The following is a 24,681-nucleotide window of genomic DNA, read 5'->3' as shown; positions in this document are numbered from 1 at the left end:
TATGAACGCTTCAAAACGTTCCAGCCCGAGGCAGCGTGAGAAGGAAAGAACCCAGCGAGGGTTGCTGCTGCATGGCTGCTGCCAGCGGGGCCCGCGGCACCTTGTCCCATTCCGCGATGCTGTTAAAGGAAGCTTTGGCCATTTTGATGCCTGGCCCACTGGTAATGACAAAAAGAATCCCATTTTTCTTCCACATGGCATCAAAGGATTTCCGGGAGATAAGACGCAAGCCCAAGGCCGGGTCACCGACCAGCACCTCATCCTGCTCAACACCTTTCACCACCACAAAATGCATATAACCATTAAAATCGATAAGAGCAATCGCTGGCAGATTCACCTTGGCCAGATTGCTCAAAGAAGTCCGGAAGCCGTTGGCCGCAAAGCCATGGGCATCCAGATAGGTTTTCATATCGAGTAGGGAGAACCCTTCCTTCTCAATGACTGGTTTATCACCGTGATCCCACATCCATTTAAATACCTTCATTTCATCCATAGGATCGTTATAGCTATAGGTGAGCAAAGTGGCCACAGCCGCAGATCCACAACTAAAATCGTATTGTTGATGGATCACCGACTGAAAGCGCATGGCATTCATGCTTTTGACGGGAATGTTGAACTGGCCGCCAGCGGTTGCCAAATAAGCAGCGGCCACGGCCTGCCCCTGACTCAGGATTAGCATGACCAACAATGAAACCAGCGCAAACAACCAGCGGTTAGTAGACATGAGAAACTCCCATCAATGCATGGTCAGATTGAGCTGCATCGCATTCTGAATGAGGACATTATTGCCAGAGTTCTGAATGACCGTTACAAAACCGGAGGCATTGCCAAAGGCACCACCCTGGATGATATTACTACCAGTAACGACCCCATCACCTACCGTATTTCCCGTTGATGTCCCATTCATCATCAAGGTGGACAAGCTCTGATTAGGCAACGCCTTGCCCGCAGAATGTACTAACACCTGGGTGCCTACGGCAGCACCCAGCAGGGCCAAACCGGATGCGCCGTCCATCGGCAAGGTGGACGCTTGCGCGCCGAATGCCCAGGACAGAAAAATACCCGTTATGAATAAGTGACGCACGCGAATGTTCATGATCCTTCTCCTCACATTCTTGGTAAAAATGGGGAATGCCGAGACTTTGGCACCCCCCACTTTGCATCGCGTGACTTAGTTGTTGACCTGGATAGAGGTCTGGTTCTGCAACATGCTGTTGGCACCGGTGTTCTGGTTGAGAGCGATCACACCAGAGGCGTGCTGGAAGGCATTGCCACCGATGGTGGCGTTAGCCGCATAGTTCGCCTGGGTGAAGGCACACGGATTGCAGGGATTGCCCGTGGCAGATACCTGCAGAGCGTTCCCCGCTACCACACCCCCCAGTGCGCCAAAGGCGTTGCCGCTACTGGAACCCACCTGGCTGACCTGTACGTTGGTCTGATTCTGCAGGAGGCTGTTAGCGCCGCTGTTCTGGTTGGCCGAGATAATGCCCGAGGCGCCATTGAAGGTATTGCCATTGATGGTGGCATTGGCGTTGTAATTGGTTAGACCGTTCTGGCCGTGGTAGTTGTACCCAGGATCAGCGGAGATATCGACCGTGTTTCCCAGGACGGCACCCCCCTGCAAAGAGAGCAAATCCACTTTACCGGTAAAGCAACTACCATTGGCGCAAGGACTTAATTCGTTGACCTGCACGTTGGTCTGATTGTCCAGAAGGCTGTTGGCGCCGCTGTTTTGGTTAAGGGAAATGATACCCGCTGCGTTGGCAAAGGCATTGCCACCCAGATAGGCGCTACCGTCATAATTGGTCTGGGCACCATAGGTGCTTACTCCGATCCGGTTTCCATACACCAAGCCCAGATCCACGCTCTCCATTTTCGCTTTGATGTCGCCACTGACGGCATTCACCTGTACTTGGGTCTGATTTTGCAGCAAGCCATTGGCACCGCTGTTCTGGTTGACAGAAACGACACCGGTCGCATTTTCAAAGGCCTGACTATTGATGGTTGCATCAGAGCCGATATTGGTCTGGCTATTGTTCAACCCATTACCACTGGTCGCAGAAACTGAATTGCTGTTAACCACGCCCACCTTCACCACATCGCTATTGGCCTTGGCGGGTTTGGCCGAATGGTGGGGTGGGGGTGGATTCTCCCAAGCAAATGCGGCACCAGAAAACGCAAGAGCCAATGCAGAAACTAAAATAGCTGACTTTTTCATGACTTCCTCCAATCAATTTGTGTTCCCAAAAGGTTCCAGAAAAATCTCCTGATCATCCTGGATCGTCGCTTTAACGCGTCCCCAAAACATCTGGAGGGACGCCTTCCTTTAGCAATCCCCATGCCATTGTTGTAAGTAATTATCTTTAAATAAGTTATTAAAAAATCCCAGCGTCATGGTCGAAGGTAATCTGTAAAGTATTCGCAACAATCCTTGCTCAAGTTCGCGATAAATCCCCTTAAAACATCACCATTGCCGCGTGTAACACAGCATTCCCGGCGGGCGCGAACTTGCTTCAGAAAAGATACAGGTGCTGGTGCCACAACCATCTCTGGGGCACTTCGAATAACAAAAATTTCACGACTTGAGAATGGAATATCCCCCTTTCCTCGCCACTTTCAGGCGATTTTTACGCATTATCCCTACTTTATCTGCGTATTTCCAGTATTTTTAGCCTTTTTCGTGGGCTTTGGACGGATTGATCCCTACCTGGCCACCGATTGCTGCATTAAGCAGGTAAATCGCCGCATGTTATAGACCAGATTCATCATGCCGATTTTGACTTCAGCGCGAGCCATACCAATGGTGCGCAGAAACTTACCACCCTGCTGTACCATGGCGCCAAAGGCATGCTCAACCCGTGCGCGGTGGTGTGACCGGCGCGTGTTGGCCAACTCCTGGGCCTTGGTCAAGGGGCGGTTGCGTTGCGCCTTCTCGTGGATTCGGCTGCGGTAACCTTTTTGACATAGCATTTGCTCCGCTTCCGTTGAACGATAGGCGCTGTCCGCAAAAACCTGTACGCCCTGATTCTCCGGGTCCAGAAGCGCTTCCAGGCACTGACTGTCATGCACAGCGGCATCCGTGACCATGTACTGATGAATCAGCTTGTGGCGCTTGTCCACGTTGATATGGTTCTTGTATCCGAAGAAACTGCGGCCATTCTTTTGGTCCAGCGGGCATCGGTGTCTTTCTGGCGGCGCTTGGCGGGCTGATCCTGCCACGTCTGGGGCGTTTCGCCCTGATTGACCTGTTCCCGCTCCTTCCGGTGCATCCGTTGCCGTGGAACCGTCACAAAACTCGCGTCGATGATTTGCCCGGCCCGTGCGGCGTAGCCGGCTTCCCGCAGAAAAGCATGGAAGGCCGTGAACAGTCGCTCCGTCAGTTTGGCCTGGGCCAGTGATTCACGGAATAGCCATAAGGTCGTGTTATCGGGTACGGCTTCCTCCAACCCAAGCCCCAGGAAACGCTGAAAACTGAGGCGATCCCGAACCTGGTATTCGGTTTGTTCGTCGCTGAGATTGTGCAGTTGCTGTAACACCATCATCTTGAAGAGCAGCATCCGGTCGTAGGGCTTCCTCCCTCCCGGCCCTTTGGGTTTGGCCTTCGGCACACTCTCCAGAATTGGGCGGAAGCGCTCCCAGGGAATGAGCCGGTTGAGCAGCGGCAGGCCGTCGCCCAGCAAATCCAGTTCCCGCAACCGGCGGTCTCCGGGGAAAAATCCTGTTTGCCCTACCAGTCCTGCCATGGTTGCTCTCCCTTCCAATCGGCTCCCTATATTTTACTGGAAGTGGGGAGTTTTTCGAACCGCCCTCTGGCGAAAACAGGGTCTACATAACAGGCGGATATCTGGCATGTTAAGGGTGCCGACGGGCAGGAGAGATCATGCTGACAGGGTTTTAGGGCGTGGAAACGCGGGGGTGCCCGCTTGTCTCACTAATCGCGCTGAATAGGGCTTGCTGGAAGAAATCGGCCGCATCCTCGGCGGCTGTCCAGTCCACCGTGCTCTCCGCCTGGAAGGCTCTGAGCGTGGCCTCCAGCACCCGGTGGTAGGCATGATGGGCGATGTCGATAGTCGTGCCAGTCAACCCCAAGGCCGCGATGGCGGCCGTTATAGGGGAGGGCAACGCATCCTGTAGTTGCAACCCCGCCAGCCACTGGGGATTTTTCACGGCCAACCCTTGGATCAGCCCAACATATGAAAGGTGATGGGCGAAAATACCGATGAGACTGTTGGGCGACGCTTCTTGTCGGGGGAGTGCTTGCCGCAGCCAATCATGCAGAGCACCAGCGGGCATCGCCGGGGCGATGGCATAGCCCTGCACCATCGGCACCTTGAGCACGTTCAGTGCATCGAGCACATCGGCCGTCTCACACCCCTCCGCCACGAAACCCACCCCCAGGCTACGGCTCAGGTCGAGCATGGTCTGAATAAAATGTAAGCCATTGGGATTGGCCTTCAGGGTATGCACAAAGGCCTGGTCGAGCTTGATTTCATCAATGGGAAGGTCCTTGAGCCGCAAAAGCGAGGAGTAGGCGCTGCCGATATCATCGAGAGCTACCCGCACGCCAAGGGCCTTGATATCGAAAATTCGCGCCCGCGCTTCGTCCATGGAGATAAAATCACTGCCTTCCAGTATCTCCAGCACAATGCGCGACGGATCAATATTGCCCGCAGCCAGGGCATCATCCAGGCAGCGCAGGCAGGTGCCGGAGAGGAGCAACTCCGGTGTAACGTTCACTGAAACCCATAGCGTATGGCCAGCTGTGTCCAGAGCGGCCAGCTCTGCAATAGCCTGGGAGAACATCAATTGGGTCAGCATGCGCTGGTCTTCGGAGTCGAACTGAGGAAGAAACTCCTTGGGAAGGATGATGGCGCCCTTCTTATCTTCCAGTCTGGCCAGCGCCTCTATACCGACAACACGACCGGAGGCGAGATCCATCACCGGCTGATAAAAAACTCTCAAGCCATCCGCAACCAGTAAGGAACGCAACGTTTTACCAGCCTTTCTACGCTGGTCCAGAGTGTCGATGTAGCAGCTCCAATACTGATCCCGTTGCCCCTTGGCCGCCTTCGCGGCATAAAGGGCCTGATCCGCATGGCGCAAAAGCAGGTCCGCGTCGCTGTCATCCAATGGGTATACGGTGAGCCCCAGACTGGCACCCACTTCGATGGCGAGGTCCTCGGAGAGCCTGAATGGCGCTTGGAGGACCTCGCCCACCTTGGCGATGACCGCCTCCAAGTCGCCCAGATCCTGCAGGTCTTCCAGTACCAGTACAAATTCGTCACCCCCCAGGCGCGCGGCAAAATCCGTATGGCGCAGAACCCGTTTCAAGCGTCCGGCCAGATCTACCAGGAGACGATCACCCATGGCGTGTCCATGGGTATCATTAATGGCCTTGAAATCATCGAGATCGAGCATCCCCACGGCGAGCAATCGTTCATGACGAAGTGCCCGGGCGCTGGCATCGCCCAGACGCCGGGCAAGGCCGAGTCGATTGGGCAGACCGGTGAGGCAATCGTGGTGGGCCTGCCAAGCATGAGACTCCCGTTCAGCCGCCAATTGTTGGCGGCTATGATATTCATCCAAGGCAATATGGATATTGCCCACCAGTTGATTTAAGAGGTTGCACAGCGCAGGACTGAAATAATCGGCCTCGGCGGAGTCCACCATCAGCACCGCCACCGGCACCGCCCCCCCGCCTGCAAAGATGGGCCAACCCCCAAAGGCCAGCACGTCCTGGCACAGCAACTCTCCCCGGGCCGCGCGGATATCCTCATCTTTTTTCACATCTTCAATCACCAGCGGCACCGCCGCATGGTAGACCCGCGCGGCAGCCATGCGCCCGTAGGGAAGGTGGTCGGGGTTCAGCGATACCCGGAGCGCTGCCATGCGCTCTTCACGCGCCTTGGAACGTGCAGCCACCCCCGCCTGCTGCAGCCATTCGCTGCCCGGCTTTACCATCCATACCAGCACCCCCAAGGCATCGGTGTATTCCATCAACAATTGCGCCAGACGTTGGTAGAGTATCTCCGGCGCTGGTTGGCGCAGCATTTCCTGCTGCAGTATCTCCAGCACCTGTTGATAGCGGTGCAGGCGCATGAGTTCCAGTGCCGTTTTCCGGCGATTCAGAAAGGCCCCGATGTCTTCAGCCAGATGGGAAATCAGGCCCACGACATCTTCCGGGAAACTTTCCCCCTCGCGCTGGCAAATAGAAACGATTCCCCGGTCACCTTCATTGAAATAAAAGGGCGCACCCGCAAAGCCCTCGATGCCGTTAGCAATGGCTAGATCCCGCCAGGGCGCCATAATCGGGTCGTCACGATGGCAGACATAAGGTTGCCCCGAACGGACAGATTGCCCACTGGGTCCAGCCCCTTCGGGAGCATCCGGATCAACGGATACCCGCATGCCGGCGAAGCCCGGAACCCCAGGACCCGCCGCAGCCGCAATGGACAACTCCGATTGTCCATTGGGAGCAATACCAATCCAGATCAAGGGAGCTTGCAGGATATTGGCGATCAGACTGGCTCCTCGGGACAGAACATCCTCTACGGACGACTCGGGTTGTGGATGCGTCAGCATCCGGTTTACCTGGGTAATAGCCCGATAGAATAGATCGCGGGAGGTCGCCCGCTGTACTGCGGCCCGTTGAAAACCCTCCTCCAGCCAGAATGCATCCAGTTGCAGGCGTCGGCACAGGGCGTGCCAAAGCGATCGGGATGATGCTGGTTTAAGGCCAAGGGCCTCTACGCCCCTCTCGAAATCCTCGGCGAGAAGCCCATAACTGAAGGTGATCCACTGGATGGGCAGCCCCATCTGCTGATAGTCGGCGCCCGCGTGCTGCAAGAACGCCCGTCGCCCGGCGTCATAGTCTGTGCCCAAAAGCGCGGCATAATGGCCCTCCATGAGTGGCAGCGCCCGCGCCAGGAAAGGCTTGCACAGCAGGGGCTGTAGACTCTTCTCCTGTTGCAGGAGCGCTGCCCAGTGATGGGCAAATGCCTTCGCCCGCGGCGCGATGGATGGACCATGGCGCCGCAGCAGGGACTCTTCACCCGGATCAGGCACGAAAAAACGTGGCAGTAGATCTGATCCCACACCAATGAGTGACATTTACATTCCTCTCTTGCCACCGCTAAAGATATTTAGGGCAACATTTGGTTCCGGAGGGCAGCACCCTGTCACCCGGCGGCACGCTCCGCCGCCTGGTAGACATACACCGGCGCGACGGAACTCCCTACCCGCTCACTGAAATCCGCCCTGATGCGCAAAGGTTGCTGATGGTATTTGCCTTGCATCAACATTTGCACATCGGCCTCGGGACCCAGAGCAGCATAGGTCAAAAAGGTGCGGGGTCCGCTGGTGTTGCCGGAAATCAAGCCCACCCACTGCTGATCGCCAAAAACATCCAACCGTTGATAAAAAACAGGAATCCAGCGCCGGACAGCATCGGCATGGACTCCGTGCCCCGTCAACCAGAGCTGCAGACTCTCCAGGGGAGTTTGTACCCGCTCCGACAGTCCGAGAACCCGCCATTGCAAATCCGAGCCGTAGAGGAAAAGCCCTAAACGGTCCCTGGCCGCATCGTCCGGCCAGATGAATCGGCAACCCACGGTCCGGACTTTACCCATTTCGCCCTCATTTTCGCCAATCACCTCCGCAGAAAATGGAATCTCTCCATCGGGAATCAGCAAACGACCGCTAATTTTACCGTGTACGGCCATCTCTTGCGCTAATCGCGAATAAATACGAAATCCGGAAAGCGATACGTCTTCGGCAATGGCCAATTCCGACGGACCCGACGGATCATCAATACGCACCACAAAGCGGCACGGGAAAGCGATATTCATTACGCCGGTGACGACGCAAAAGGGTCATAGCCACCACCAGCGCCGCCAACCCGATATTCACACAAGACCATAGGATGTTGGCCACCAGTGCGCCCGTAGGGAGCGCACCGTACCCAGATAATCCCCATATCCCAAAAGCAATAGCAATTGCATTCGCCGCCAGTATGGAATATTGGGGGATTATGTAGTGATGATCGCCATGATGGGAGCTAACATTCTTTGGCGTCACGGAAAAGGCGATTCTTTCTCTGAACCAACCCAAGGTTGACACCATGAGCGCCCAGAACCTCGCCATATTGAACTGCTCTGTCTGGAGCACACGGCCATAGCCGCGATTGATTTCCTCAAAAGCCCAGAACGTGAGTACGTAATAGGGGATGAAGTGCCACAGAAAGGTGACACTACCAATATCCACGATGGGTAACCATCCCAGAACCAATACCAGCACCGGTGCAATATAGAATATTCCTTTCTGCCAACCATCAAAGTAGGTAATGGCTGATGCCAGATAATTGATTCTCTGAGGTATGGTTAGGCCACGAGTGAACAGAATGCCCTCTTTGCGCCACACCTGCATGGCCCCTTGCCCCCAGCGTATGCGCTGCTGTAGATAAGGGCCTATGGATAGCGGTGCTAACCCATACGCCAGAGATTCCGGATGATAGACCGACGTATAACCTTTTTTGTGCAGGCGCAGAGAGGTATGCAAATCCTCCGTGACCGTTCCTGTGGCAAAGCCACCAATACTATCCAGTGCCGTCCGGCGGATCACCGCACAGCTACCGCAAAAGAATGCGGCATTCCAGTAGTCCTTGCCGCGCTGTATCACGCGAAAGAAAAGTGACTGCTCCGTCCAGATACTCTGACTGTGCGAATTTTTTATATGCTGGTATGAATCAAGATTATAAAAATCCTGTGGCGTCTGTACGAAGGCCACATTTTTGTCGCTAAAATATCCCAGGGTATGTGTCAGAAACTCTTTTGCTGGAATATGATCCGCATCAAAAATAGCCAGAACATCCGCCTCGATATGGTGCAGGGCGTTATTTAATGAGCCGGCTTTGGCGTCGGTGTTGTCCGTGCGCGTAAGATAGTTGCACCCGATCTCCCTGGCGAGGCGCCGCATCTGGGGTCGGCGGCCATCGTCCAGTAGCCAGGTCTGATGGGGATAATCCATACGGATGGCACCTAGCAATGTCTGGCGCAGCATGCCCACAGGTTCGTTGATCGTCGGTACGAGTACAGCGACCAGTAAACCGGGGGGGGCGGGCGGTGCTTTCCTTACTGTCAGACGCCAGGTCATGAACAGATGGAGCATGATGGTAAAGAAACTGAAAAGCTCCGCTCCATATAGAACAACAGAAAAAACCAGATGGTCTTTATTCAGGACTCCCGCCCGCCAAGGGAGATACCAGACTGCGGCGAAGAGAAAAATGAGGATGACGACTGTTTTCCCCTTACCCAGGGATTCATACGGGATTTGTTGAGTCATAAGGCACCTCCATTGGTTTATTATTTTCTACCGGTTACGCAAAGCATATACAGCCACGGCCGGCAGGGGTGGGTAAAATAAGGTGCCCTGCCCCTCGCCAATACCGCTATCCATCACATAAGCAAGCTGGCTGATTTGTTCAACATTCTGGGCCATAAGCCGGGCCTCATATTGCCCGGCCCATTCGTTCAAATCCGCTATAGCCCCGTGGACAAGAGCGAGGTCCTCTCCGACAAATATATCCATATCCAATTTGATGATTCCCGGCTTCAACATACGCAGTAGCTTGGGGACCAGAGCAAGATCATCCACATGATCGAGGACAATACCCACCCCCAGCTGCCGAATGGCCGGCATCCGCGAAATCCAATCAGCGGGTTGTAACACCAGATCCTCTGCATTGATTTCCAGCCTGATCAGGTACGGCAACAGCGCAGATTCTCTGATCACGGCATCCAGCAGCAGGGGAAATGCGGCATCGCAGAGAAATGCCGGGGACACATTAATCCCCAGATGCATCCCGGCGATAACTTGTGGAGGCCATGACGCAAAGTTTATGCACGCGTGGCGCAAGGCCCAGGCTTCCAGGGACAGAAGGACACCATGAAGTCGCGCGGAGGGGAAAAACTGTTGCGGGTAGAGCAGTCCGTGGCGAGGGTGCTGCCAGCGTAGCAATGCCTCTACGCCACAGATTGATTCATCCGGGAGGTGCGCCTGTGGCTGGTAGTGCAAAAACAGTTCATCGTGATGTATTGCCGCCATCAGTTCTGCGCCAGAAAACCCTCTATCTGATGTAATGACGGAAGGGTGTGCCGGGTTGTACAGTTCCATGTCCGTACCTCCTGGACGTGTAGTCTGTAGCAAAGCCGCCTTGGCATTGGCGATCAAATCCGTGGGAGTGAGCCCATGGAGAGGGTACAAGGCAACACCCATATCCGAATCGATGGCACCACGCTCAGCCATAGCGGAAAAGGGGCTATCCAACAGGGCATGAAGGCGGCGTGCCAGAGACAATGCGGCCCCAGTACCCTTCACATCCTCTGCCAAGAGGGCAATATTTTGCCCGTTCAACAGGGCAATGCTGTCGATGCGCCGCACCAAGGGCAGCAGGCGGTCATAGAGCTGGCGTATGAGGCCAGGATGCACAATGACGCCACGGGTGATCTGCGACACCAGACAGTAGCGGGGGCGAATGAGCAGCAAGGCGAAGTTTCCCCCGTTTTTCTGCACTCGGTGGATCGCGCAAACCATTCGCTGCTCCAGCGAAAGCCTGCCTGCCGGATCATCCTGCGGCAAATCCATACTGTCCCCCTCAATTCACGAACAACAGGCAATCGGTGACGTTCCCTTCCCTACATCTACTTCTCGTTATGGAAATGGCTATACTGAAAGCAAGAGTCATGCCGCGAAGCGTAACGGCGCCGGAGAGCCTATAAACCTGACAAACGTGGCAACGAATAGCGGTGTTTTGTCCCGGCCCTCTGTAACGTTATTGTGACAACCTTGGACGATCGCCTTTCGGAAACTGCTTTCTGCGTCGGTTTATTTGGTGTTTTTTATGGTGTGAAGGAATGTTTCAGGAAAGCTACAGTCAGTCAGGATGAAGGGAGGGTTGCCCCAGGGAGCAGCAGATTCGGTGGGACGGATACTGGGCTATGCGCAAAGAGATCTGCGCAGGGATCTGACGCGAACGGAAGCCCGCCCGTCAGTCAAGGAAAGCAGTTTTCTTTGCTTTTCGGGGATTCGGATATCCCGCAAAAAAACAGACACAGGGTAAGACAAGACATAAGGCCGCCTCGTTTCTGACTCCATCCGCCAAAAGCGGCAAGTACCCCGTGAAATACGACTGGCACGAAACAGAGTGATAACGCCAAAATTACCGTCTCCACAAATCGAGAAGCTGTATGCGTAACATACAGGGAAGAGAGCATCAGAAATCCGTAGGCAAACAAAAACGACTTTCCAGCTTCAAATGCGGCGTAGTCCGGGCGGATCGAAAGGTCCAGCGAGATCAACGCCGCCGACGTGGTGGTGACACTATGACTGCAAAAACCACCTGTGGCAGAGGATTGTATGCGATAAGCCGCCGACAGGATGCCGGAATGACCCCAGCAATGATCCGGTCAGACGTGCAGAGCTTCGGCGCGAATGCGCACACCCAAGGCTTTGGCTACCTTGAGAATGGTGGCAAAACTGGGGTTGCCTTCTCCGGAAAGGGCTTTGTAGAGGCTTTCCCTGCCCATGCCGGCGTCATGGGCCAGTCGGGTCATGCCGCGTGCGCGGGCAACGGTACCCAGCGCCCTGGCGATGAAGGCCGCGTCATCCCCCGCCTCTTCAAAACAGGCGTTGAGATAAGCCGCGATGTCCTCTTCGGTTTTCAGGTGCTCGGCACTGTCCCATGTGTGCAATTCCAATTTTTCCATGATTCACCCCTCCAGTTGTCGTGCCAACTTCAATGCCAGGGCAATGTCGGCCGATTGCGTGGATTTGTCGCCTCCGGCCAGAAGCACGACGAGTTCCAGGCCAAACCGCTTGAAGTACACCCGATAGCCGGGACCGTAATGGATACGCATTTCGGATACGCCTTCTCCGACAGGTTCACAGTCGCCAAAATGGGCCAACTCCATGCGATCAATGCGCACCTGAACACGCACCCTCGCCCTGCGATCCCGCAGGCCATGGAGCCAGCGATCAAAAATCGCCGTCGTTTTGATGCTGATAATGTGGAGGAGTGTATCCCAAATTATACACCTGTCAAGCCGCTGGGTTCGGTTGTGAGGAGTACGCCGCTCAAGTACTGTGAGCACTTGCGGACCTTGTGGGCCAGATCCCGATTTGAACGGCCTGTTGACGCATTGATAAAAAACGGCCCAGATTTTTAATCTTCTGGTTTGTGATGATGCGCGCTTATTCTAGGGATGCTGCCTTCCCTTATATCGAGAATGTAGTAAACTATTCCCAAGCACAAAATAGAAACTCCATAACCAAAAATGGTGGCAGCGTGCAGTGCTTTGGCGTCTAGCAGAATATACTCTCTCGATATGCCCAATATCGCAATGAGAACAACTGTTTTAACACGGACTATTTGTCCACTATGCTGAATAGAATGGAAAATCGTATGGTTAAATTCCAGGGCAATCAATAGGCTCATTATGGATCCAAAGACGACTGGAAAGCTATGTTCTTGCATTGCATCATCTGACGTGTTTATTAGATGTGCGATGCTGGATATCAGGTTCCAGAGAGCAACCAAGATAAGAATTGTAAGCAATAGCGAAATTACCAATGAAACGATCTGCTCAAAACGCTCGTAAAGCGTAAGAACTGTCCAGTCCGTGCGGAGTCTTTCAAGAAACCATCTGTGTTTCATCGCGTGATCTCCAATATTTGTTTCGCATTATATATGATTATTTTTTGTGTAAGGCGTAAACATTAACCACCTGAAATGCTCTTAATAACAGCAGGGCAGTGGACGTTGTCGAGTAGCACATCGGCCATGACATGTCAGAAATGATGAAATCAATATCTATCATGGCGGATGTCCATATGATTGCTGATCATATATGATTTATATAAATAAATATTTCTACTTTTTGTGCAGCTATATCTTTTAAATACCTGGTTTTGTTGCCATTGATTCTACTGCTGCTTGTAGAGCCTGCTCTGCCAAGCAGTAGGAGGTGAGAAGCGTAGAGACACAAAAAAATTGATAATCATATCCAGGCCCCCCTCTTTCGATTATTGTGTGGGAAGCGTAATCACGACAAAAATACTCCCATGGTGATTGCGAATATGCATGGAAATAGGTGTATTCGCTGGGAGAGCCTTAACCAGATGAGCTAATTGTTCAGGGCTGGTTACCCGCTGTTGGTTGATGGACAAAATCGCCATTCCACTCCGCAGGCCGATAAAAGATGCTGGCCCCGGATAGACGGACTGAATCAACACGCCGTGATCCACCCCGAGTTTCTGCTGCTCCTTTGGCCCCAGGGTGCCAACACGCAACCCCAGACGACGAATGTCGATGCTCCGTTGATTGGTAGCCGCCAGCATCTTTTGCGGCATGTTACCTACCTGGACCTGCAAGGTTTTGGACTTCCCATGATCAATGACGCCGATGGCTACAGTCCTGCCTGGTGTTGTGTCGCCCACTAATGGGGGGAGCGTGCTGATGTTGTAGATGGGACGGTGATCATAAGCCACGATCACTTCCCCGGATTTAAGGCCCACTTTTGCCGCAGGGCTGGAGGGCACAACCTGCGCGATCAATGCGCCTACCTGTTCAGGAAGGTGCAACGCCCGCGCCATTTGTGGGGTCACTGACTGAAGTTCGACGCCCAACCAGCCGAATTTTAATTTCTGATGGCGCTCGAACGCATGAACAGCATGCATCGCGGTATCAATCGGAATGCTGAAGGATAATCCCATGTAGCCGCCATCGGTGGTATATATCTGGTCATTGATTCCAACGACCTGTCCGCGCATGTTGAAAATCGGACCACCCGAATTTCCAGGATTGATGGGCACATCACTTTGGATGAATGGTATGTATTGATCATCATGGGGCAGTGATCTGTCCATGGCGCTGACCACGCCTTGCGTTACGGTGTTATAAAGTCCAAACGGCATGCCAATAGCCAGCAGCCACTGACCGACCTGAAGGTTCTTTGAATTCCCCAATTGTACGATAGGCAGATCGTGGGCATGGATCTTAAGCAATGCGGTATCATAACGGACTGACAGACCCACCACTTTGGCTCGATACGCATGATGATTTGTCAAGGTCACCATAATATGGCGCATGCCCCTTACAACATGCCCAGCCGTGACGATATAGCCATCGTGAGAAATAATGAATCCAGAGCCGATCACATGTGTTATTTCATTTTCCGGCGGCGTATAATTTGGTAGTCTGTGAAAAAATCTATAAAATGGTGAATTTTGAGGGAATGGATTAAAAAACCCCTGATGTCCATGTGTTGTTTTTGTGTCAGAATCACTGATGTTAACGATTGCATTGCCATATTTTTTTACAATCGGGCTAAAGTCCGGTATCTTGACCAATCTCGGCATTGTCGCTGCCCGACTTGGCGAGGGCAGAGGTGTAATAGTATGACCGGATTCCCCAAAAACCCATCCTGTTGCCCCCAGTCCTAAACCCAAAGCAACGGCAACAGTAAGGGATATGATATAGTGTGGTTTTCTCCATTGGATTTTTTTCATGGCGCACCTTTATTATATGCCTCTTAACACTGGATCAAGGGTGATATCCGCGACCTGTTTCCGCTCCCCGGCGGTTCGGCTTTGTCGTCCGCAAATCCGACGTGTCCGGTGAAGGTTTGTAAATTTGGTATCCGGGAACGAGATAATCCGGATTGATCTGCTGTTCCCTGGCCTGTTGTGGGGTTCTACAGGTGTATACCTCACCGGCGACATGCGTCAGATGATTTGACGACTGAGCTAATGCCGCAACGGAGTAGGACAGGGGCAAGATGCTGACAGACAACACCTTTTTTTGAAGTTCATTTTAAGTGCCTCCAGATAATTGACAGGGTTTTACCTGTGCCGTATCTGCTAAATCGGATCAGGGGCCGACCATCTGGATCAATTCCACTATTAAATTATCAAATTTCCAACATGTTATCATCCATTCCAGGGGATGTTGAGGGAGGAGTGAGGCTTCATGCAAATACACGAAGCCTCATCCTAGCGCTCAGGAAATCGCAATCTTCTTGCGTTTGGCAGCTTCTGTTTTGGGCAGAGTCAACTCTAAAATGCCATCCTTGTATGACGCCTTAGTTTGATCGCTGTTCACATCTGCAGGGAGCTGCACGGTGCGAGAAAACTCTCCACATCGACGCTCCCGGTAGATGTAGTTCCCTTCTTCCCGAGCATTATCTTCTTCCTTGATGCCGCTGATGTAGACCTGATTCCCATGTACCTGGACATCCAGCCTGTCCTTGTCTACACCGGCAATCTCTGCCTTCAATACAAAAGCGTCATCGTGGTCGAGGACATCGATATGCGCGATATGGGGTTGCGTGGACTGTCGGGTAATGAAAGGAGAAAATACACCCGGCCATACTGTCTCCATAAGGCTTTCCAAAGGTTCTACCTGGCGAACATTCCTGACCGCAGAACGTGAAGCTTCATTTGCCATTTTACACCTCCTTAATATGCATCAATAGAACACCAGCCAGGTGACTGTACGCCTGGACTCTGGCATGCAAAGTTATGGGTACGAGTTCAGATGATTTCAAGGGGAGTTTTAGGCCTTTTGGAGGGGCAGCAATGGTAGTGATGGTCCACGATCTCCGTATCCCAGGTGGCTGCTGCACCAGACAAAGCAAATCCGCCACTGATCATCGATGCAAATACTCCATTGGCGTTCCGATCGTCGGAGAACTTCTCCATGCTGTTGCCTGGCGGTACAGCCAAATCTTTGATCCGCTCCGCGCGATGCAATTGCGCCAATTTCCGTTGTGCCACCCGCAACACCTCTGCTCCAAAGCGGCATATCTGCAGGTCGGCGAATACTGCGACGGTTTGCTTGTCGGCAAAGCGCATGATCATCGGTGAACGCCAACGTGCCACGATAGTCACCTCAAATGACCGTGTCCGTTGGTCCCGCTCTTCGCATGAGGGATGCCCACCCTCGCGCCAGATAAAAACGACTCTGCCATTGTGTCTTGGTAAGATTGTCCACTGGATGCTCCCCAGATTTTGGGGATGCCTTCGCCTGACCCATTCGCTTCCTGTCCGACGAACTCCAAAATGGGCAGAAAGACACCGATGATCATGACCAATTCAAGCCAGCCGACCCCAATACTGCGAGAGGTGGTTTGATGAGAGATAGAGGGAGCAGAGACCATTGACCAATATGGTTGCCACCAAACAACCAACCATCCCGAAGCCAGCCAGCAGGCGGTTCACCCAGGGTATCGAAATCACGGATCCATATACTTCGGACTGGTATCGCAAAACACGATCCTCGACGCTGCCTTGACGCCTTTTCACGCCAAGGCTGATCCAGTAGCAAGTGTATACGGCAGCACTGGCATCTATTGCGCCCAAGATCGGGTGTTCCACAAAGACACTGGGGGTGTGGGTTCGACGTATGGAGGTGGATGTCGGCACCCGTCCTGGCGTCACCACAGAGGAAACACAGCGTATCAAGGCGTTGGAACATGAGGTCAGGGAATTGCGTAAAGCTAATGAAATTCTGAAGCTGGCCAGTGCATTTTTGCCCAGGCGGAGCTCGACCGCCATTTCAAGCATTGAGGGCTTTTGTCGATCAGAACCGAAACCGCTACGGGGTCGAGCCCATTTGCAAGGTATTGCAGGTGGCCCCATCGGGATACCGGCACTACGCTGAAGGTCGACGTAACCCGGCTTTACGGAGTCCCCGCATCTTCCAGTACACGTACCGGCTTACCACCCACAACCTGCACTACCGCCGGGGCTGCGTGGCCCCTTCGTTGTGCTGGCTCAGGGCCGTGGATTGCGGGGATAACACTTTGCAACGATCGTCTACCGGGTAAACGATTTATTCCTTATCGATATGGGTGGCCATCATCGGCCCTGAGGGCCCGCTTTTGCCGTAAGTTCAATCCCCAGGACCTTCATGACTGCTAGCGTGGTCTTGAGCGTCGGATTGCCGCGCGCGCTGAATGAGCGGTACAACTGTTCACGCGAAAGACCAGTTTCTCCAGCGATCTGAGCCATTCCCTTGGCGCGGGCCACGACGCCCAGCGCGTGCGCAATGTAGCCGGCGTCTGCAGATTCAAACGCATCGGCCATGAAGGTTGCGATGACCGCGTCTGATGTCAGCTCTTCGGCAGGATCAAAAGTAGATAATTTTTCACTCATGGTCATTCACTCCATTCAACAGCCAAGCGTTTCGCCACCCTGATGTCCTTCGCTTGCGTGCTCTTATTGCCACCACAGAGCAAGACGATGATCATGCAAATGGACGGGGATACTGCTCGGACACGAACTGCACGAACGCGAGCAACAACACCGTTCAGCCAGTCAACGGCGCAAGGCGGATATCCAGATTGAAAAACATTTGGGCGAATTTGGGTAGCTCAGCTACTGGACTTCCAGTTCATCGACAATCGGCAGAACCTGATCTTTATCGGCCCGCCGGGCGTGGGCAAACCCCACCTGGCCACCGACATTGGAGCAGGATGAAATCTGTTTTCCCTATTGTGAGAATCGTCGGGCGGAACATCTGGATTAGTCTACGATCCTATGAGGTTGTCGTGGACGAGCCGTATCGGACGCAGTGACAAGCGGTATCATCTCTGCGTTATCGCAAGGGGTCAGCCCCGGCGCTGTGGCCGCGCCGGCCCTGAATCCCTCCTGGTTGTTATATTTTAGGAGCGCACGAACTGTAAGAGGGGCCCGATGTCGTGATTGTCGGCAGCGCGCAGCGCAGCAACGTATGTCTGCCGGGTTTCTCCTGCATTAACCAAGTTGACCCGGCCCCAGCTAAACCGGGGACATCCCAGTTTCACCAGCAGCAGATCGGTGGCAAGGCGGGCATGGCGTCCGTTGCCGTTGGGGAAGGGATGAATGTAAACCAGCCGATGATGGAAGCGTGCTGCGATCTCATCTGGCGGATAAGTCTCGTACTCGATCCAGTAGCGGCAATCGTCCAGCAGGTTCCTCAGGCCAATCGCAATACGGAAGGGATCGACCCCGATGTTTCTTTCGGTCTGCCGGAAATCACCCGCCCAGCGCCAGACTCGCCCAAACATCCGTTTGTGCAGGCTCTTGAGGAACTGTTCGGACAGCACGTCGCGTTTGCGGGAGTATGCCCATTCTTCGGCCTCCACGATGTTGGCCTGTTCCGCCGCGTTCAGTTCACGGCGCAGCGTGATATAAGACGGAATCAATCCCTCCCGTCCTTCTGGCGTGAGCGGAGTGGCCGCGTCGTCCTGTTCAAGCAAAGGATCAGTCAATCCGTATCCTCCCACAGCTTTGAACTACTTTTTGCGATGAACTGCTGGACAAGTCGTTTGAGCTGCTCGTTCTCATCGCTCGTTTCCACGCCTTGGGCTTCGAGTGCCATCGTGTGGCTTGCCGATTCAAGCCGTTTTTGGGCAAGCAGACGCGCACGCTCCTTGACCAGCGTGTCCAGGGGTTTTCGGGGCACAAAAGCGTAGACCAGGCGGCAATCCAGTGCCTGTGCTGCCCGCTCTAGGCTCTCCAGGGTGATGGAGCCGGTTGCTTCTGCTTTCTCGATCATTACGGCGCGCGGCTGGCTAACTCCAAGCCGCTTTGCAAGCTGGGCAGTGGTCATCCCAAGGGCTTCACGGATAGCTTTGACCCATCCACGCGACGGGCGGATGAGGGCTTCTTCGTTAGCTAGGACACACAAACGTTTGTCGAGCTGACGGCGGGCGGTGGCACGATCTTCAGAGCGCATTTGATAATCCATATACTATTGGAGCACGAGTTAAGAATAACACTCGTATTATTAAGAATCAATATTTTGATAACATATATGTGATTATTAAATTTTAAAGAATAACAGGAGTGTTATCTATTTCTTGTCAAGACTTGGTTCTGAGGTAGGCCAGCAGATAGCCGTACTGCTCCGGTAATCATACTACCGCAACGCCCGGATGTTGGGTTCGTGGATCAGCCGGTGGACCGCAACGACTTGACGAAGTGATGGCCGACGATCTGATAACCGTTGCGCTGATAGAACTTGTGCGCCAGATGGTTGGTGACGTAGGCATCCAACACCATGGTTTCGCAGCCCTCTCGGTGCGCGTAGCTCTCTACCCAATCCATGAGCTGTTGACCGATGCCAGCCCCTCGATACTGCGGGTCGACGATCACGTTGTCGACGTCCAGATAGCGTCCACACCAGAAACGCGTTCCCAGCCAGATGCCCGCCACACCGATACAGTAATCATCCGCAAAAGCGGCAGCGCATTGATATCCCTGTGCGATCATATTCTGAAGTCTTTGCGCGAGCACCTCCGGCGGCACGCCAGGATTGAGTGTCTGTACCAGCGGTAAGATCCTGGCCAGTTCATTCTTCGCCAACATTCGAATCACCATCTCCGCTTCCCTGTTATTTCTCTAAATCACGCATTGTGCTTTCCGCCTACCATCATGGTTCCTGCGTGGGTTCGCGCAAAACACGGATATTTCCCATATCCACCGGATTCAATTCCCCATTATTACGGTACAGGCGTTTATACTGATTCGGGTAATCCGTGACATCCTGATCCAGTCGCTGACCTATGACCAGACACACGAGTGTTTCCGTCCCGTCGTTGCTGATGCTGTGCGCGACCGTGTGGCGCGGAAAACCGACGAAGTCGCCTGGGGCGATGAGATACTGATCACCCTCCATGGTGAGCATGACCTTACCAGGCAGCACGTACACGGCTTCTTTTTCATAATGATGCAGATGGTACTCGGTACTCTCTTGACCAGCTCTATCTGGATGAGATGTATGCCCAGTGCCGGAGGCCTACGGCATCGCCCAAAGACTTGTTGATACGAACGGCGCCGGGATTAAGAAAAGGAGTTGTGAAAAATCCGTTCTATTCGCCGCGATGCGTTAAAGCAGATTCATCCCGCCATCCACCACAATCACCTCTCCCGTCAGATAAGCCGATTCCGTCAGCATCAGAGCGACATCAGCGATATCCTTCGGGCTCGCGCTTCGTCGCATGGGAGCATCGCGAATCCATTGTTCGCGAATGGCCGCCCAATCTTCGGTCAGCGGCGTATCCACCAGCCCTGGGGCAATAGCGTTCACCCGGATATCGGGTCCCAGGGTTTTGGCGAGCAGGCGAGTGACGTGAATCAATGCAGCCTTGCTGGCGGCATAGGGTATAGAAGCCCCCTTGGGTCGCACGCCGGCATGGGAGCTGATATTTAACACCGATGCCGGATGGTCGGCGGTCGATGCTGCCCGCAGATAGGGTTCGCTCAGCGCGACGAGTTGCCAGGGCGCCACCACATGGAGTTCGTAGAGGCTGTGCCAGAGATCAGGTGTCGCGGCCAGTAAATCATCATGCGGAATCACGCTGGACTCACCCGCGTTATTGACCAACACGTCGAGTCGACCGTAGTGCGCATACACCTGGTTGATGAGATCCCTACGCGCATCTTCATCTAGCAGATCTGCCTGAAAATAGCGGGCACCCGCCAGCGTTGCTGCCGCTTGTAGACCCGCAGCGGAGGACGCGCGGGAATGCAGGGCCACCCAATATCCCGCCTGCGTTAAACGCTGCGCGATAGCCAGACCAATGCCGGAGGTGGCGCCGGTGACGAGGGCGACGCGAGGATTATCGGTCATGACCCATGGCCCGAGTGATCATAAGTGGCCACCTCCAGCAAATTGCCATCAGGATCCCGAAAGTAGACAGAAATGATCGGCCCCGTGGCTCCAGTGCGTGGCACCGGACCGGTTTCCAGAGCGACACCGCAGGTCTGCAGATGGGCGAGCACTTCTTGGATACCACCAGCCACGATGAAACATAAATCCGCCGACCCGGGAGTGGGACTGGCCGCATGCGGCGCGATGGGATGCCCTGCCGAATGCAAGTTGATTTTTTGCTGCCCAAAGACCAAGGCCTTCCGCTGGTCACCAAAGGTAATTTCCTGCATGCCCAATACCCGTGAATAGAAGGCGATCGTAGTATTCATGTCGGCCACGGTCAGGACGATATGATCCAGGCGGTCTATGCGCATAGCGTGATCTCAGAAAATGTTCGTGGAACAGATTGGGGACAAAATCATTCCTGTCTGGCGGGATCATGGATAAAACAATGGTACTTATGCATTAGAGCCATGTCCAAGCTTACCGTTACGTCCGATTACGGCAGGCTAGCGGAGAAAGGCCTAAAAATCGTTTAAAGGCCCGGCCAAAATGCGCGAGCTCATTGAAAACACACTGGTAGGCAATGGCTGCGATGGAGATTTTGCAAACAGTGTGACTTTCCAGCAAGTCGCATGCATTGGGTGGGGGCTGGTCATGGATACTCGCCGCGACACCGCTATTTTCAAGTGATTCCGTGCCTAATGGATACTGGATACTGGATATTCCAGATATCCCAGTGCTGCACGGCATACCCGATCAACGAGTACGCGCTGGTCTGATTCGCCGGCAATACCTGCGGCGTCAATCATGCCCTTTGCAAGAGCGACCAGATCATGTGCCGCCTCCATAACTTTTGAAACACCATGTCGTTCCAGTAACGTCGCCATATACCGCACAAGCTCATTCGTCAGTTTGGCTGTTTCAGGTCCCAGGGGCAGTGTGGCTTCCCCATACTCCAGCGCCCGAGCCAACGCTGGCCGGAGCAACTGGTGGGCCACTGCGATCCGGATGAGTGAACATACGTCGTCTTTTAGCGAGTCGCCGGGGGCATGCGCTATGCGATCAATACCTGCCAGCAATATAAGGCGTTCCCGCCGAATCAGCTCGGCCAGAATCGCTGCCTTGCCTGGAAAGTATTGATAGAGCGATCCGATGCTGACACCCGCGAGTTCTGCAACCGCATTGGTGGTCAGCGCATCCAGCCCCTTGCGCTCCAGAATACGAGCCGCCGCCTCCAGGATGGCGTCCACCGTGGCGGCAGAACGTTGTTGATGAGGGCGCTTGCGAGGTTCGAGTCGCATAGTTCAAACACGAGTAGAAAATGTGAGTATCTGCTCGCAAAATATTTCCTGTCAATTCAACCAGGAGATTTCCCATGACGACGCAAACCTACACCCTGTTTATGCTGCTCAAAACCACCCGCCAATGGTTAGACCAGGAACCAAAAACCCGCTTTGCATTTATCAAAGAGAAGGTTAACCCTATCCTCGAAGCCCATTCGACCGTCAGCATGCGTTTTTTCGACACGGAATCCTACACCGCGCGCATCAGCGATATCGTGGTGTGGAAAACCTCTGATCTTGTTGCCTATCAGGGCGTCATAAAGGGATTGCGTGACACCATTTTCTGGGACCATTATTTTGAGGTGCTGGAGATCATTCCCGCAGTGGAAGATGGCTATGCGGCCTATTATGCCATGACTCCGCTGACTGGCGGTGCGCAAGCGGGTTAGGCAAATATCGTGGAGCGGACGTTCAAATCATACACAAAAAATTTCACGCTGACGTGGCGACGCGAACCAGCCATTTTCGAAGTGCCGATTCCTCTTCTCGGGAAAGCCCATCGGCCAGCTTTTGCTCAATACCCTGCACCCGCTCACGGCAGGTCGCCAATAACGACTTGCCTGTCTCGCTGAGGTCAATCCGCTGGATACGGCCATGGTAATGATGCGGCTGGCGCACGATGGCCCCGGCGCGTTCCAGGTTGGCGACAATGGTGCTGACCGTTTGCGGGGTAAGGAGAGCCAGCCGCGCCAGATCGGCATTGGAAATGCCGGGATAGGCGGCCAGCATGGTGAGCACGGAAAATTGTGGAGGCGTTACACGCAGGTCGGCGAGCGCCCGTTCCATCCGATGCCGGTACGCCCCCGCAGCCTGCCGCAGCAGGTAGCCCAGATAACCATTTTCCCCGCGTTTGCCCTCTCCCGCTTGAGGGATGAGGGGTCTTGGCGCTGCGTCGTCCATATTGTAAGCACCCTGATATATTGTTAGAGTCCTGATACTATCCGAGTCACCTCATAAGGAACAAGCCATGTCCACGGAGCATGCCCGCATTGACTACCTCTCCTTCACCAAGACCGCGCCCGAAGTGTACGCCGCACTCCTGGCGATGGGGAAAGCGGTCGATGATTCCGGCCTCGAAAAAAACCTGACGGAACTTATCAAGGTGCGGGTATCGCAAATCAACGGCTGTGCGTTCTGTATTCAGTACCACCTGAATGTCGCCCGCCAAATCGGTGTGGAACCGGTCAAGCTGGATCTGGTCGCGGGCTGGAGGGATGCCGGTATTTTTTCTGCACGGGAGCAGGCCGCTTTGGCGTGGGCGTAATGTCTGACGGCGCTCGCGACCCAGGGGGCGCCCGACGCCGTCTATGAGATACTGCAGTCTCAGTTCACGGAAACAGAAGTGACGTTCCTGACGGTGGCCATCGGTGCCATCAATCACTGGAATCGACTGGGTGTTGGTCTGCGATTTTCGCCGCCGCCCCCTCGCACGGGGGGGCACGTATGATTCCAGCGGAGAACGGCCCGGAGAACAGCGGGGAGGTCTCCGCAGCGGTCGAGTTCCATTATGTCGATCAGGAAGACGATGTCCTGGCCTGCTATCCCCTGATCCGGCAACTGCGGCCGCACCTGGATTCTGAACGGGAGTTTCTGCTGCGCTGGCAACAACAGAGTGCCCAGGGTTACCGTCTGCTGGAATTTACTGCTCGGAGAGGTGGTCGTCTGTGAATCATACCACTGTTTCCGAGCGAAAAACCTGATACCAATATTTGGCCCCCTTCCGGTATTAGCCATTGATCGACGAAGCATGAAACTTAATCCATGCTTCCAGATCCGAAAAAACGGTCACCTGTTGCCAAGCGAAAGCCCACAAAACGGCGGGGCTCCCCGGTATTTGTCGTTGGTTGACAAACGTTGCCGCCAAATCTATAGAATCACCACATTCTGGTCGCGGGAGTATCGCCCAGAACAACTGCCCAGAAGACGGCAAACCTGCACCTTGCACCGAATTGGTTGATATGTCTTGGATATCCGCGATGAAGGCTGCGCCGCCCATGCTGATATCCACCAACCGGACAAAAATCGATGGGGAGCTTTCATGCGCTTCGCGCAATCCCACCTTGATGGGCGGATTGACGGTGTACCGATGATAAGTTCGTTGTTGCGACCAATAAACCGGCCCTGGATTCACAGTGACTGACTGGTTGCCAACATTAGTTACTTTACCCAAAAAACCGGCGTGGAAAACGTCATCACGCCCGATCACCAGAATGTCTCGGCCAACCAGGCTTTTTCGATCCAAAGAAAAATCCTTTTGCATGACGCCAGTTGCGGGGTGTGACCACTGTGGGATGGTCAGACGTATTGTTCCACTACGGTCCAGGATCGTCATCAGCACCCCGAAGTCCCGATCGGGCTGAAATTCCAGGACGGCTGTTAATAATCGAGATTCTGAGAGCCAGTTTGCCAAAATGCGGGCAGGGTCGCGGACCATCTCCCAGCGGCTGAAAAGTCGTTGGGCTTGAACGGCGAGTGGTGGAGTGCCGATCGTCAACGTATCTGAGGCGCGCAGGTCTACGCTATCCGAGGGCCGCGCGGTGGTCGCTGTCTTGCTGTCGGGCGTCCATTCTAATATCTGTACTTTATCCCAATCCACCATGGTATTCCGTCAATCCTATCTGCGTGTTACCAGATACTCTAAGCGCA

The 24,681-nt window shown here is 54.0% G+C and carries 27 protein-coding genes, 2 pseudogenes and 1 other annotated feature; of the genes and pseudogenes, 5 read left to right on the top strand and 24 right to left on the bottom strand.

The window, feature by feature from the left end:
* Window positions 1–10 precede the first annotated feature (10 nt).
* The 14 genes and pseudogenes from H2515_RS13605 to H2515_RS13535 form a co-directional block, all read right to left on the bottom strand.
* Window positions 11–724, bottom strand: coding sequence for a C39 family peptidase (locus tag H2515_RS13605; RefSeq protein ID WP_065413196.1), 714 nt, complete (start codon window positions 722–724; stop codon window positions 11–13).
* Window positions 725–736: 12 nt separating this feature from the next.
* Complete coding sequence (locus H2515_RS13600; protein WP_065413195.1) at window positions 737–1,096, bottom strand: hypothetical protein; 360 nt, start codon at window positions 1,094–1,096, stop codon at window positions 737–739.
* Between the two features lie 75 nt (window positions 1,097–1,171).
* Entirely contained in the window at window positions 1,172–2,218 is a 1,047-nt protein-coding gene (locus H2515_RS13595; protein ID WP_198660398.1) for a hypothetical protein, read from the bottom strand.
* 485 nt (window positions 2,219–2,703) lie between these two features.
* Window positions 2,704–3,743, bottom strand: a pseudogene (locus H2515_RS16580) (IS5 family transposase).
* 151 nt (window positions 3,744–3,894) lie between these two features.
* Window positions 3,895–7,110, bottom strand: a complete 3,216-nt coding sequence (locus tag H2515_RS16370; protein ID WP_065413192.1) for a bifunctional diguanylate cyclase/phosphodiesterase — start codon at window positions 7,108–7,110, stop codon at window positions 3,895–3,897.
* Window positions 7,111–7,178: 68 nt separating this feature from the next.
* Complete coding sequence (locus H2515_RS13575; protein ID WP_198660396.1) at window positions 7,179–7,847, bottom strand: PilZ domain-containing protein; 669 nt, start codon at window positions 7,845–7,847, stop codon at window positions 7,179–7,181.
* Window positions 7,807–9,339, bottom strand: a complete 1,533-nt coding sequence (locus tag H2515_RS13570; protein ID WP_198660395.1) for a glycosyltransferase family 2 protein — start codon at window positions 9,337–9,339, stop codon at window positions 7,807–7,809. The genes H2515_RS13575 and H2515_RS13570 overlap by 41 nt, the downstream gene beginning before the upstream one ends.
* Before the next feature lie 27 nt (window positions 9,340–9,366).
* The gene (locus tag H2515_RS13565) at window positions 9,367–10,641 is read right to left on the bottom strand and encodes a GGDEF domain-containing phosphodiesterase (RefSeq protein ID WP_198660394.1); all 1,275 of its coding nucleotides are present in this window, start codon (window positions 10,639–10,641) and stop codon (window positions 9,367–9,369) included.
* Between the two features lie 821 nt (window positions 10,642–11,462).
* Window positions 11,463–11,762: an addiction module antidote protein gene (locus tag H2515_RS13560; protein ID WP_198660393.1), complete on the bottom strand. Its 300-nt coding sequence runs from the start codon at window positions 11,760–11,762 to the stop codon at window positions 11,463–11,465.
* A 3-nt stretch (window positions 11,763–11,765) separates the two neighbouring features.
* Window positions 11,766–12,146, bottom strand: coding sequence for a type II toxin-antitoxin system RelE/ParE family toxin (locus H2515_RS13555; RefSeq protein WP_332873290.1), 381 nt, complete (start codon window positions 12,144–12,146; stop codon window positions 11,766–11,768).
* Window positions 12,147–12,217: 71 nt separating this feature from the next.
* On the bottom strand, window positions 12,218–12,709 hold the full coding sequence (locus H2515_RS13550; RefSeq protein ID WP_198660392.1) for a phosphate-starvation-inducible PsiE family protein: 492 nt from the start codon (window positions 12,707–12,709) through the stop codon (window positions 12,218–12,220).
* Between the two features lie 368 nt (window positions 12,710–13,077).
* Complete coding sequence (locus H2515_RS13545; protein WP_198660391.1) at window positions 13,078–14,562, bottom strand: trypsin-like peptidase domain-containing protein; 1,485 nt, start codon at window positions 14,560–14,562, stop codon at window positions 13,078–13,080.
* Between the two features lie 490 nt (window positions 14,563–15,052).
* A complete protein-coding gene (locus H2515_RS13540; RefSeq protein WP_198660390.1) occupies window positions 15,053–15,499 on the bottom strand; it encodes an Hsp20/alpha crystallin family protein in 447 nt (148 codons plus the stop codon).
* An 86-nt stretch (window positions 15,500–15,585) separates the two neighbouring features.
* Window positions 15,586–15,933 (bottom strand): type II toxin-antitoxin system RelE/ParE family toxin, encoded by a 348-nt coding sequence (locus H2515_RS13535; protein WP_232821411.1) that lies wholly within the window; start codon window positions 15,931–15,933, stop codon window positions 15,586–15,588.
* Window positions 15,934–16,387: 454 nt separating this feature from the next.
* Between H2515_RS13535 and H2515_RS16180 the strand changes: the two are divergent.
* Window positions 16,388–16,748 (top strand): annotated as a pseudogene (locus tag H2515_RS16180) (IS3 family transposase); the annotation flags it as partial.
* Window positions 16,576–16,691, top strand: a sequence feature (AL1L pseudoknot). (Overlaps the previous pseudogene by 116 nt.)
* Before the next feature lie 163 nt (window positions 16,749–16,911).
* On the opposite strand, the gene H2515_RS13525 reads toward H2515_RS16180, so the two are convergent.
* On the bottom strand, window positions 16,912–17,208 hold the full coding sequence (locus H2515_RS13525; protein WP_198660388.1) for an addiction module antidote protein: 297 nt from the start codon (window positions 17,206–17,208) through the stop codon (window positions 16,912–16,914).
* Window positions 17,209–17,415: 207 nt separating this feature from the next.
* On the opposite strand from H2515_RS13525, the gene H2515_RS16575 reads away from it, so the two are divergent.
* Window positions 17,416–17,532, top strand: a complete 117-nt coding sequence (locus H2515_RS16575; RefSeq protein WP_198661479.1) for an ATP-binding protein — start codon at window positions 17,416–17,418, stop codon at window positions 17,530–17,532.
* 185 nt (window positions 17,533–17,717) lie between these two features.
* Here H2515_RS16575 and H2515_RS13515 read toward each other — a convergent pair whose 3' ends face one another.
* The 7 genes from H2515_RS13515 to H2515_RS13480 all read right to left on the bottom strand — a co-directional run bounded on the left by H2515_RS13515 (window position 17,718) and on the right by H2515_RS13480 (window position 21,993).
* Window positions 17,718–18,305, bottom strand: a complete 588-nt coding sequence (locus H2515_RS13515) for a mobile mystery protein B (protein ID WP_198660387.1) — start codon at window positions 18,303–18,305, stop codon at window positions 17,718–17,720.
* Window positions 18,302–18,772: a mobile mystery protein A gene (locus H2515_RS13510; RefSeq protein ID WP_083091330.1), complete on the bottom strand. Its 471-nt coding sequence runs from the start codon at window positions 18,770–18,772 to the stop codon at window positions 18,302–18,304. The genes H2515_RS13515 and H2515_RS13510 overlap by 4 nt, the downstream gene beginning before the upstream one ends.
* 215 nt (window positions 18,773–18,987) lie before the next feature.
* Window positions 18,988–19,404 (bottom strand): GNAT family N-acetyltransferase, encoded by a 417-nt coding sequence (locus H2515_RS13505; protein ID WP_232821410.1) that lies wholly within the window; start codon window positions 19,402–19,404, stop codon window positions 18,988–18,990.
* A gap of 64 nt (window positions 19,405–19,468) precedes the next feature.
* Window positions 19,469–19,747, bottom strand: a complete 279-nt coding sequence (locus H2515_RS13500) for a cupin domain-containing protein (RefSeq protein WP_232821409.1) — start codon at window positions 19,745–19,747, stop codon at window positions 19,469–19,471.
* Between the two features lie 177 nt (window positions 19,748–19,924).
* Entirely contained in the window at window positions 19,925–20,668 is a 744-nt protein-coding gene (locus H2515_RS13495) for an SDR family NAD(P)-dependent oxidoreductase (protein WP_198660385.1), read from the bottom strand.
* Window positions 20,665–21,063: a VOC family protein gene (locus tag H2515_RS13490; RefSeq protein ID WP_198660384.1), complete on the bottom strand. Its 399-nt coding sequence runs from the start codon at window positions 21,061–21,063 to the stop codon at window positions 20,665–20,667. Before H2515_RS13490 ends, H2515_RS13495 begins: the two co-directional genes overlap by 4 nt.
* A gap of 327 nt (window positions 21,064–21,390) precedes the next feature.
* Entirely contained in the window at window positions 21,391–21,993 is a 603-nt protein-coding gene (locus tag H2515_RS13480) for a TetR/AcrR family transcriptional regulator (RefSeq protein ID WP_198660383.1), read from the bottom strand.
* Between the two features lie 41 nt (window positions 21,994–22,034).
* Here H2515_RS13480 and H2515_RS13475 point away from each other — a divergent pair, with 41 nt between their 5' ends.
* On the top strand, window positions 22,035–22,424 hold the full coding sequence (locus H2515_RS13475; protein ID WP_269802072.1) for a darcynin family protein: 390 nt from the start codon (window positions 22,035–22,037) through the stop codon (window positions 22,422–22,424).
* Between the two features lie 43 nt (window positions 22,425–22,467).
* Here H2515_RS13475 and H2515_RS13470 read toward each other — a convergent pair whose 3' ends face one another.
* Window positions 22,468–22,935: a MarR family winged helix-turn-helix transcriptional regulator gene (locus tag H2515_RS13470; RefSeq protein ID WP_198660381.1), complete on the bottom strand. Its 468-nt coding sequence runs from the start codon at window positions 22,933–22,935 to the stop codon at window positions 22,468–22,470.
* A 67-nt stretch (window positions 22,936–23,002) separates the two neighbouring features.
* Between H2515_RS13470 and H2515_RS16175 the strand changes: the two genes are divergently transcribed.
* Window positions 23,003–23,299 (top strand): carboxymuconolactone decarboxylase family protein, encoded by a 297-nt coding sequence (locus H2515_RS16175; RefSeq protein ID WP_232821408.1) that lies wholly within the window; start codon window positions 23,003–23,005, stop codon window positions 23,297–23,299.
* A 179-nt stretch (window positions 23,300–23,478) separates the two neighbouring features.
* The gene (locus tag H2515_RS13460; protein ID WP_231551074.1) at window positions 23,479–23,703 is read left to right on the top strand and encodes a hypothetical protein; all 225 of its coding nucleotides are present in this window, start codon (window positions 23,479–23,481) and stop codon (window positions 23,701–23,703) included.
* A gap of 58 nt (window positions 23,704–23,761) precedes the next feature.
* On the opposite strand, the gene H2515_RS13455 is transcribed toward H2515_RS13460, so the two are convergent.
* Entirely contained in the window at window positions 23,762–24,634 is an 873-nt protein-coding gene (locus H2515_RS13455) for a PilZ domain-containing protein (RefSeq protein WP_065414422.1), read from the bottom strand.
* Between the last annotated feature and the right edge of the window lie 47 nt (window positions 24,635–24,681).

The organism is Acidithiobacillus ferrivorans (assembly GCF_016250455.1).
Lineage (GTDB): Bacteria > Pseudomonadota > Gammaproteobacteria > Acidithiobacillales > Acidithiobacillaceae > Acidithiobacillus > Acidithiobacillus ferrivorans.
Note: the sequence above shows the minus strand (reverse complement) of the source record. Positions and strands in the feature narration are given on the sequence as shown.

What these genes read in the sequence shown, in the direction of transcription:
- H2515_RS13600 (WP_065413195.1), bottom strand. Translation starts at nt 1,096, where the DNA reads ATGAACATTCGCGTGCGTCACTTATTCATAACGGGTATTTTTCTGTCC.
- H2515_RS13605 (WP_065413196.1), bottom strand. Translation starts at nt 724, where the DNA reads ATGTCTACTAACCGCTGGTTGTTTGCGCTGGTTTCATTGTTGGTCATG.
- H2515_RS13495 (WP_198660385.1), bottom strand. Translation starts at nt 20,668, where the DNA reads ATGACCGATAATCCTCGCGTCGCCCTCGTCACCGGCGCCACCTCCGGC.
- H2515_RS13505 (WP_232821410.1), bottom strand. Translation starts at nt 19,404, where the DNA reads ATGTTGGCGAAGAATGAACTGGCCAGGATCTTACCGCTGGTACAGACA.
- H2515_RS13490 (WP_198660384.1), bottom strand. Translation starts at nt 21,063, where the DNA reads ATGCGCATAGACCGCCTGGATCATATCGTCCTGACCGTGGCCGACATG.
- H2515_RS13470 (WP_198660381.1), bottom strand. Translation starts at nt 22,935, where the DNA reads ATGGACGACGCAGCGCCAAGACCCCTCATCCCTCAAGCGGGAGAGGGC.
- H2515_RS16370 (WP_065413192.1), bottom strand. Translation starts at nt 7,110, where the DNA reads ATGTCACTCATTGGTGTGGGATCAGATCTACTGCCACGTTTTTTCGTG.
- H2515_RS13455 (WP_065414422.1), bottom strand. Translation starts at nt 24,634, where the DNA reads ATGGTGGATTGGGATAAAGTACAGATATTAGAATGGACGCCCGACAGC.
- H2515_RS13460 (WP_231551074.1), top strand. Translation starts at nt 23,479, where the DNA reads ATGATTCCAGCGGAGAACGGCCCGGAGAACAGCGGGGAGGTCTCCGCA.
- H2515_RS13480 (WP_198660383.1), bottom strand. Translation starts at nt 21,993, where the DNA reads ATGCGACTCGAACCTCGCAAGCGCCCTCATCAACAACGTTCTGCCGCC.
- H2515_RS16175 (WP_232821408.1), top strand. Translation starts at nt 23,003, where the DNA reads ATGTCCACGGAGCATGCCCGCATTGACTACCTCTCCTTCACCAAGACC.
- H2515_RS13575 (WP_198660396.1), bottom strand. Translation starts at nt 7,847, where the DNA reads ATGAATATCGCTTTCCCGTGCCGCTTTGTGGTGCGTATTGATGATCCG.
- H2515_RS13550 (WP_198660392.1), bottom strand. Translation starts at nt 12,709, where the DNA reads ATGAAACACAGATGGTTTCTTGAAAGACTCCGCACGGACTGGACAGTT.
- H2515_RS13595 (WP_198660398.1), bottom strand. Translation starts at nt 2,218, where the DNA reads ATGAAAAAGTCAGCTATTTTAGTTTCTGCATTGGCTCTTGCGTTTTCT.
- H2515_RS13525 (WP_198660388.1), bottom strand. Translation starts at nt 17,208, where the DNA reads ATGAGTGAAAAATTATCTACTTTTGATCCTGCCGAAGAGCTGACATCA.
- H2515_RS13565 (WP_198660394.1), bottom strand. Translation starts at nt 10,641, where the DNA reads ATGGATTTGCCGCAGGATGATCCGGCAGGCAGGCTTTCGCTGGAGCAG.
- H2515_RS13545 (WP_198660391.1), bottom strand. Translation starts at nt 14,562, where the DNA reads ATGAAAAAAATCCAATGGAGAAAACCACACTATATCATATCCCTTACT.
- H2515_RS13510 (WP_083091330.1), bottom strand. Translation starts at nt 18,772, where the DNA reads ATGCGCTCTGAAGATCGTGCCACCGCCCGCCGTCAGCTCGACAAACGT.
- H2515_RS13540 (WP_198660390.1), bottom strand. Translation starts at nt 15,499, where the DNA reads ATGGCAAATGAAGCTTCACGTTCTGCGGTCAGGAATGTTCGCCAGGTA.
- H2515_RS13560 (WP_198660393.1), bottom strand. Translation starts at nt 11,762, where the DNA reads ATGGAAAAATTGGAATTGCACACATGGGACAGTGCCGAGCACCTGAAA.
- H2515_RS13570 (WP_198660395.1), bottom strand. Translation starts at nt 9,339, where the DNA reads ATGACTCAACAAATCCCGTATGAATCCCTGGGTAAGGGGAAAACAGTC.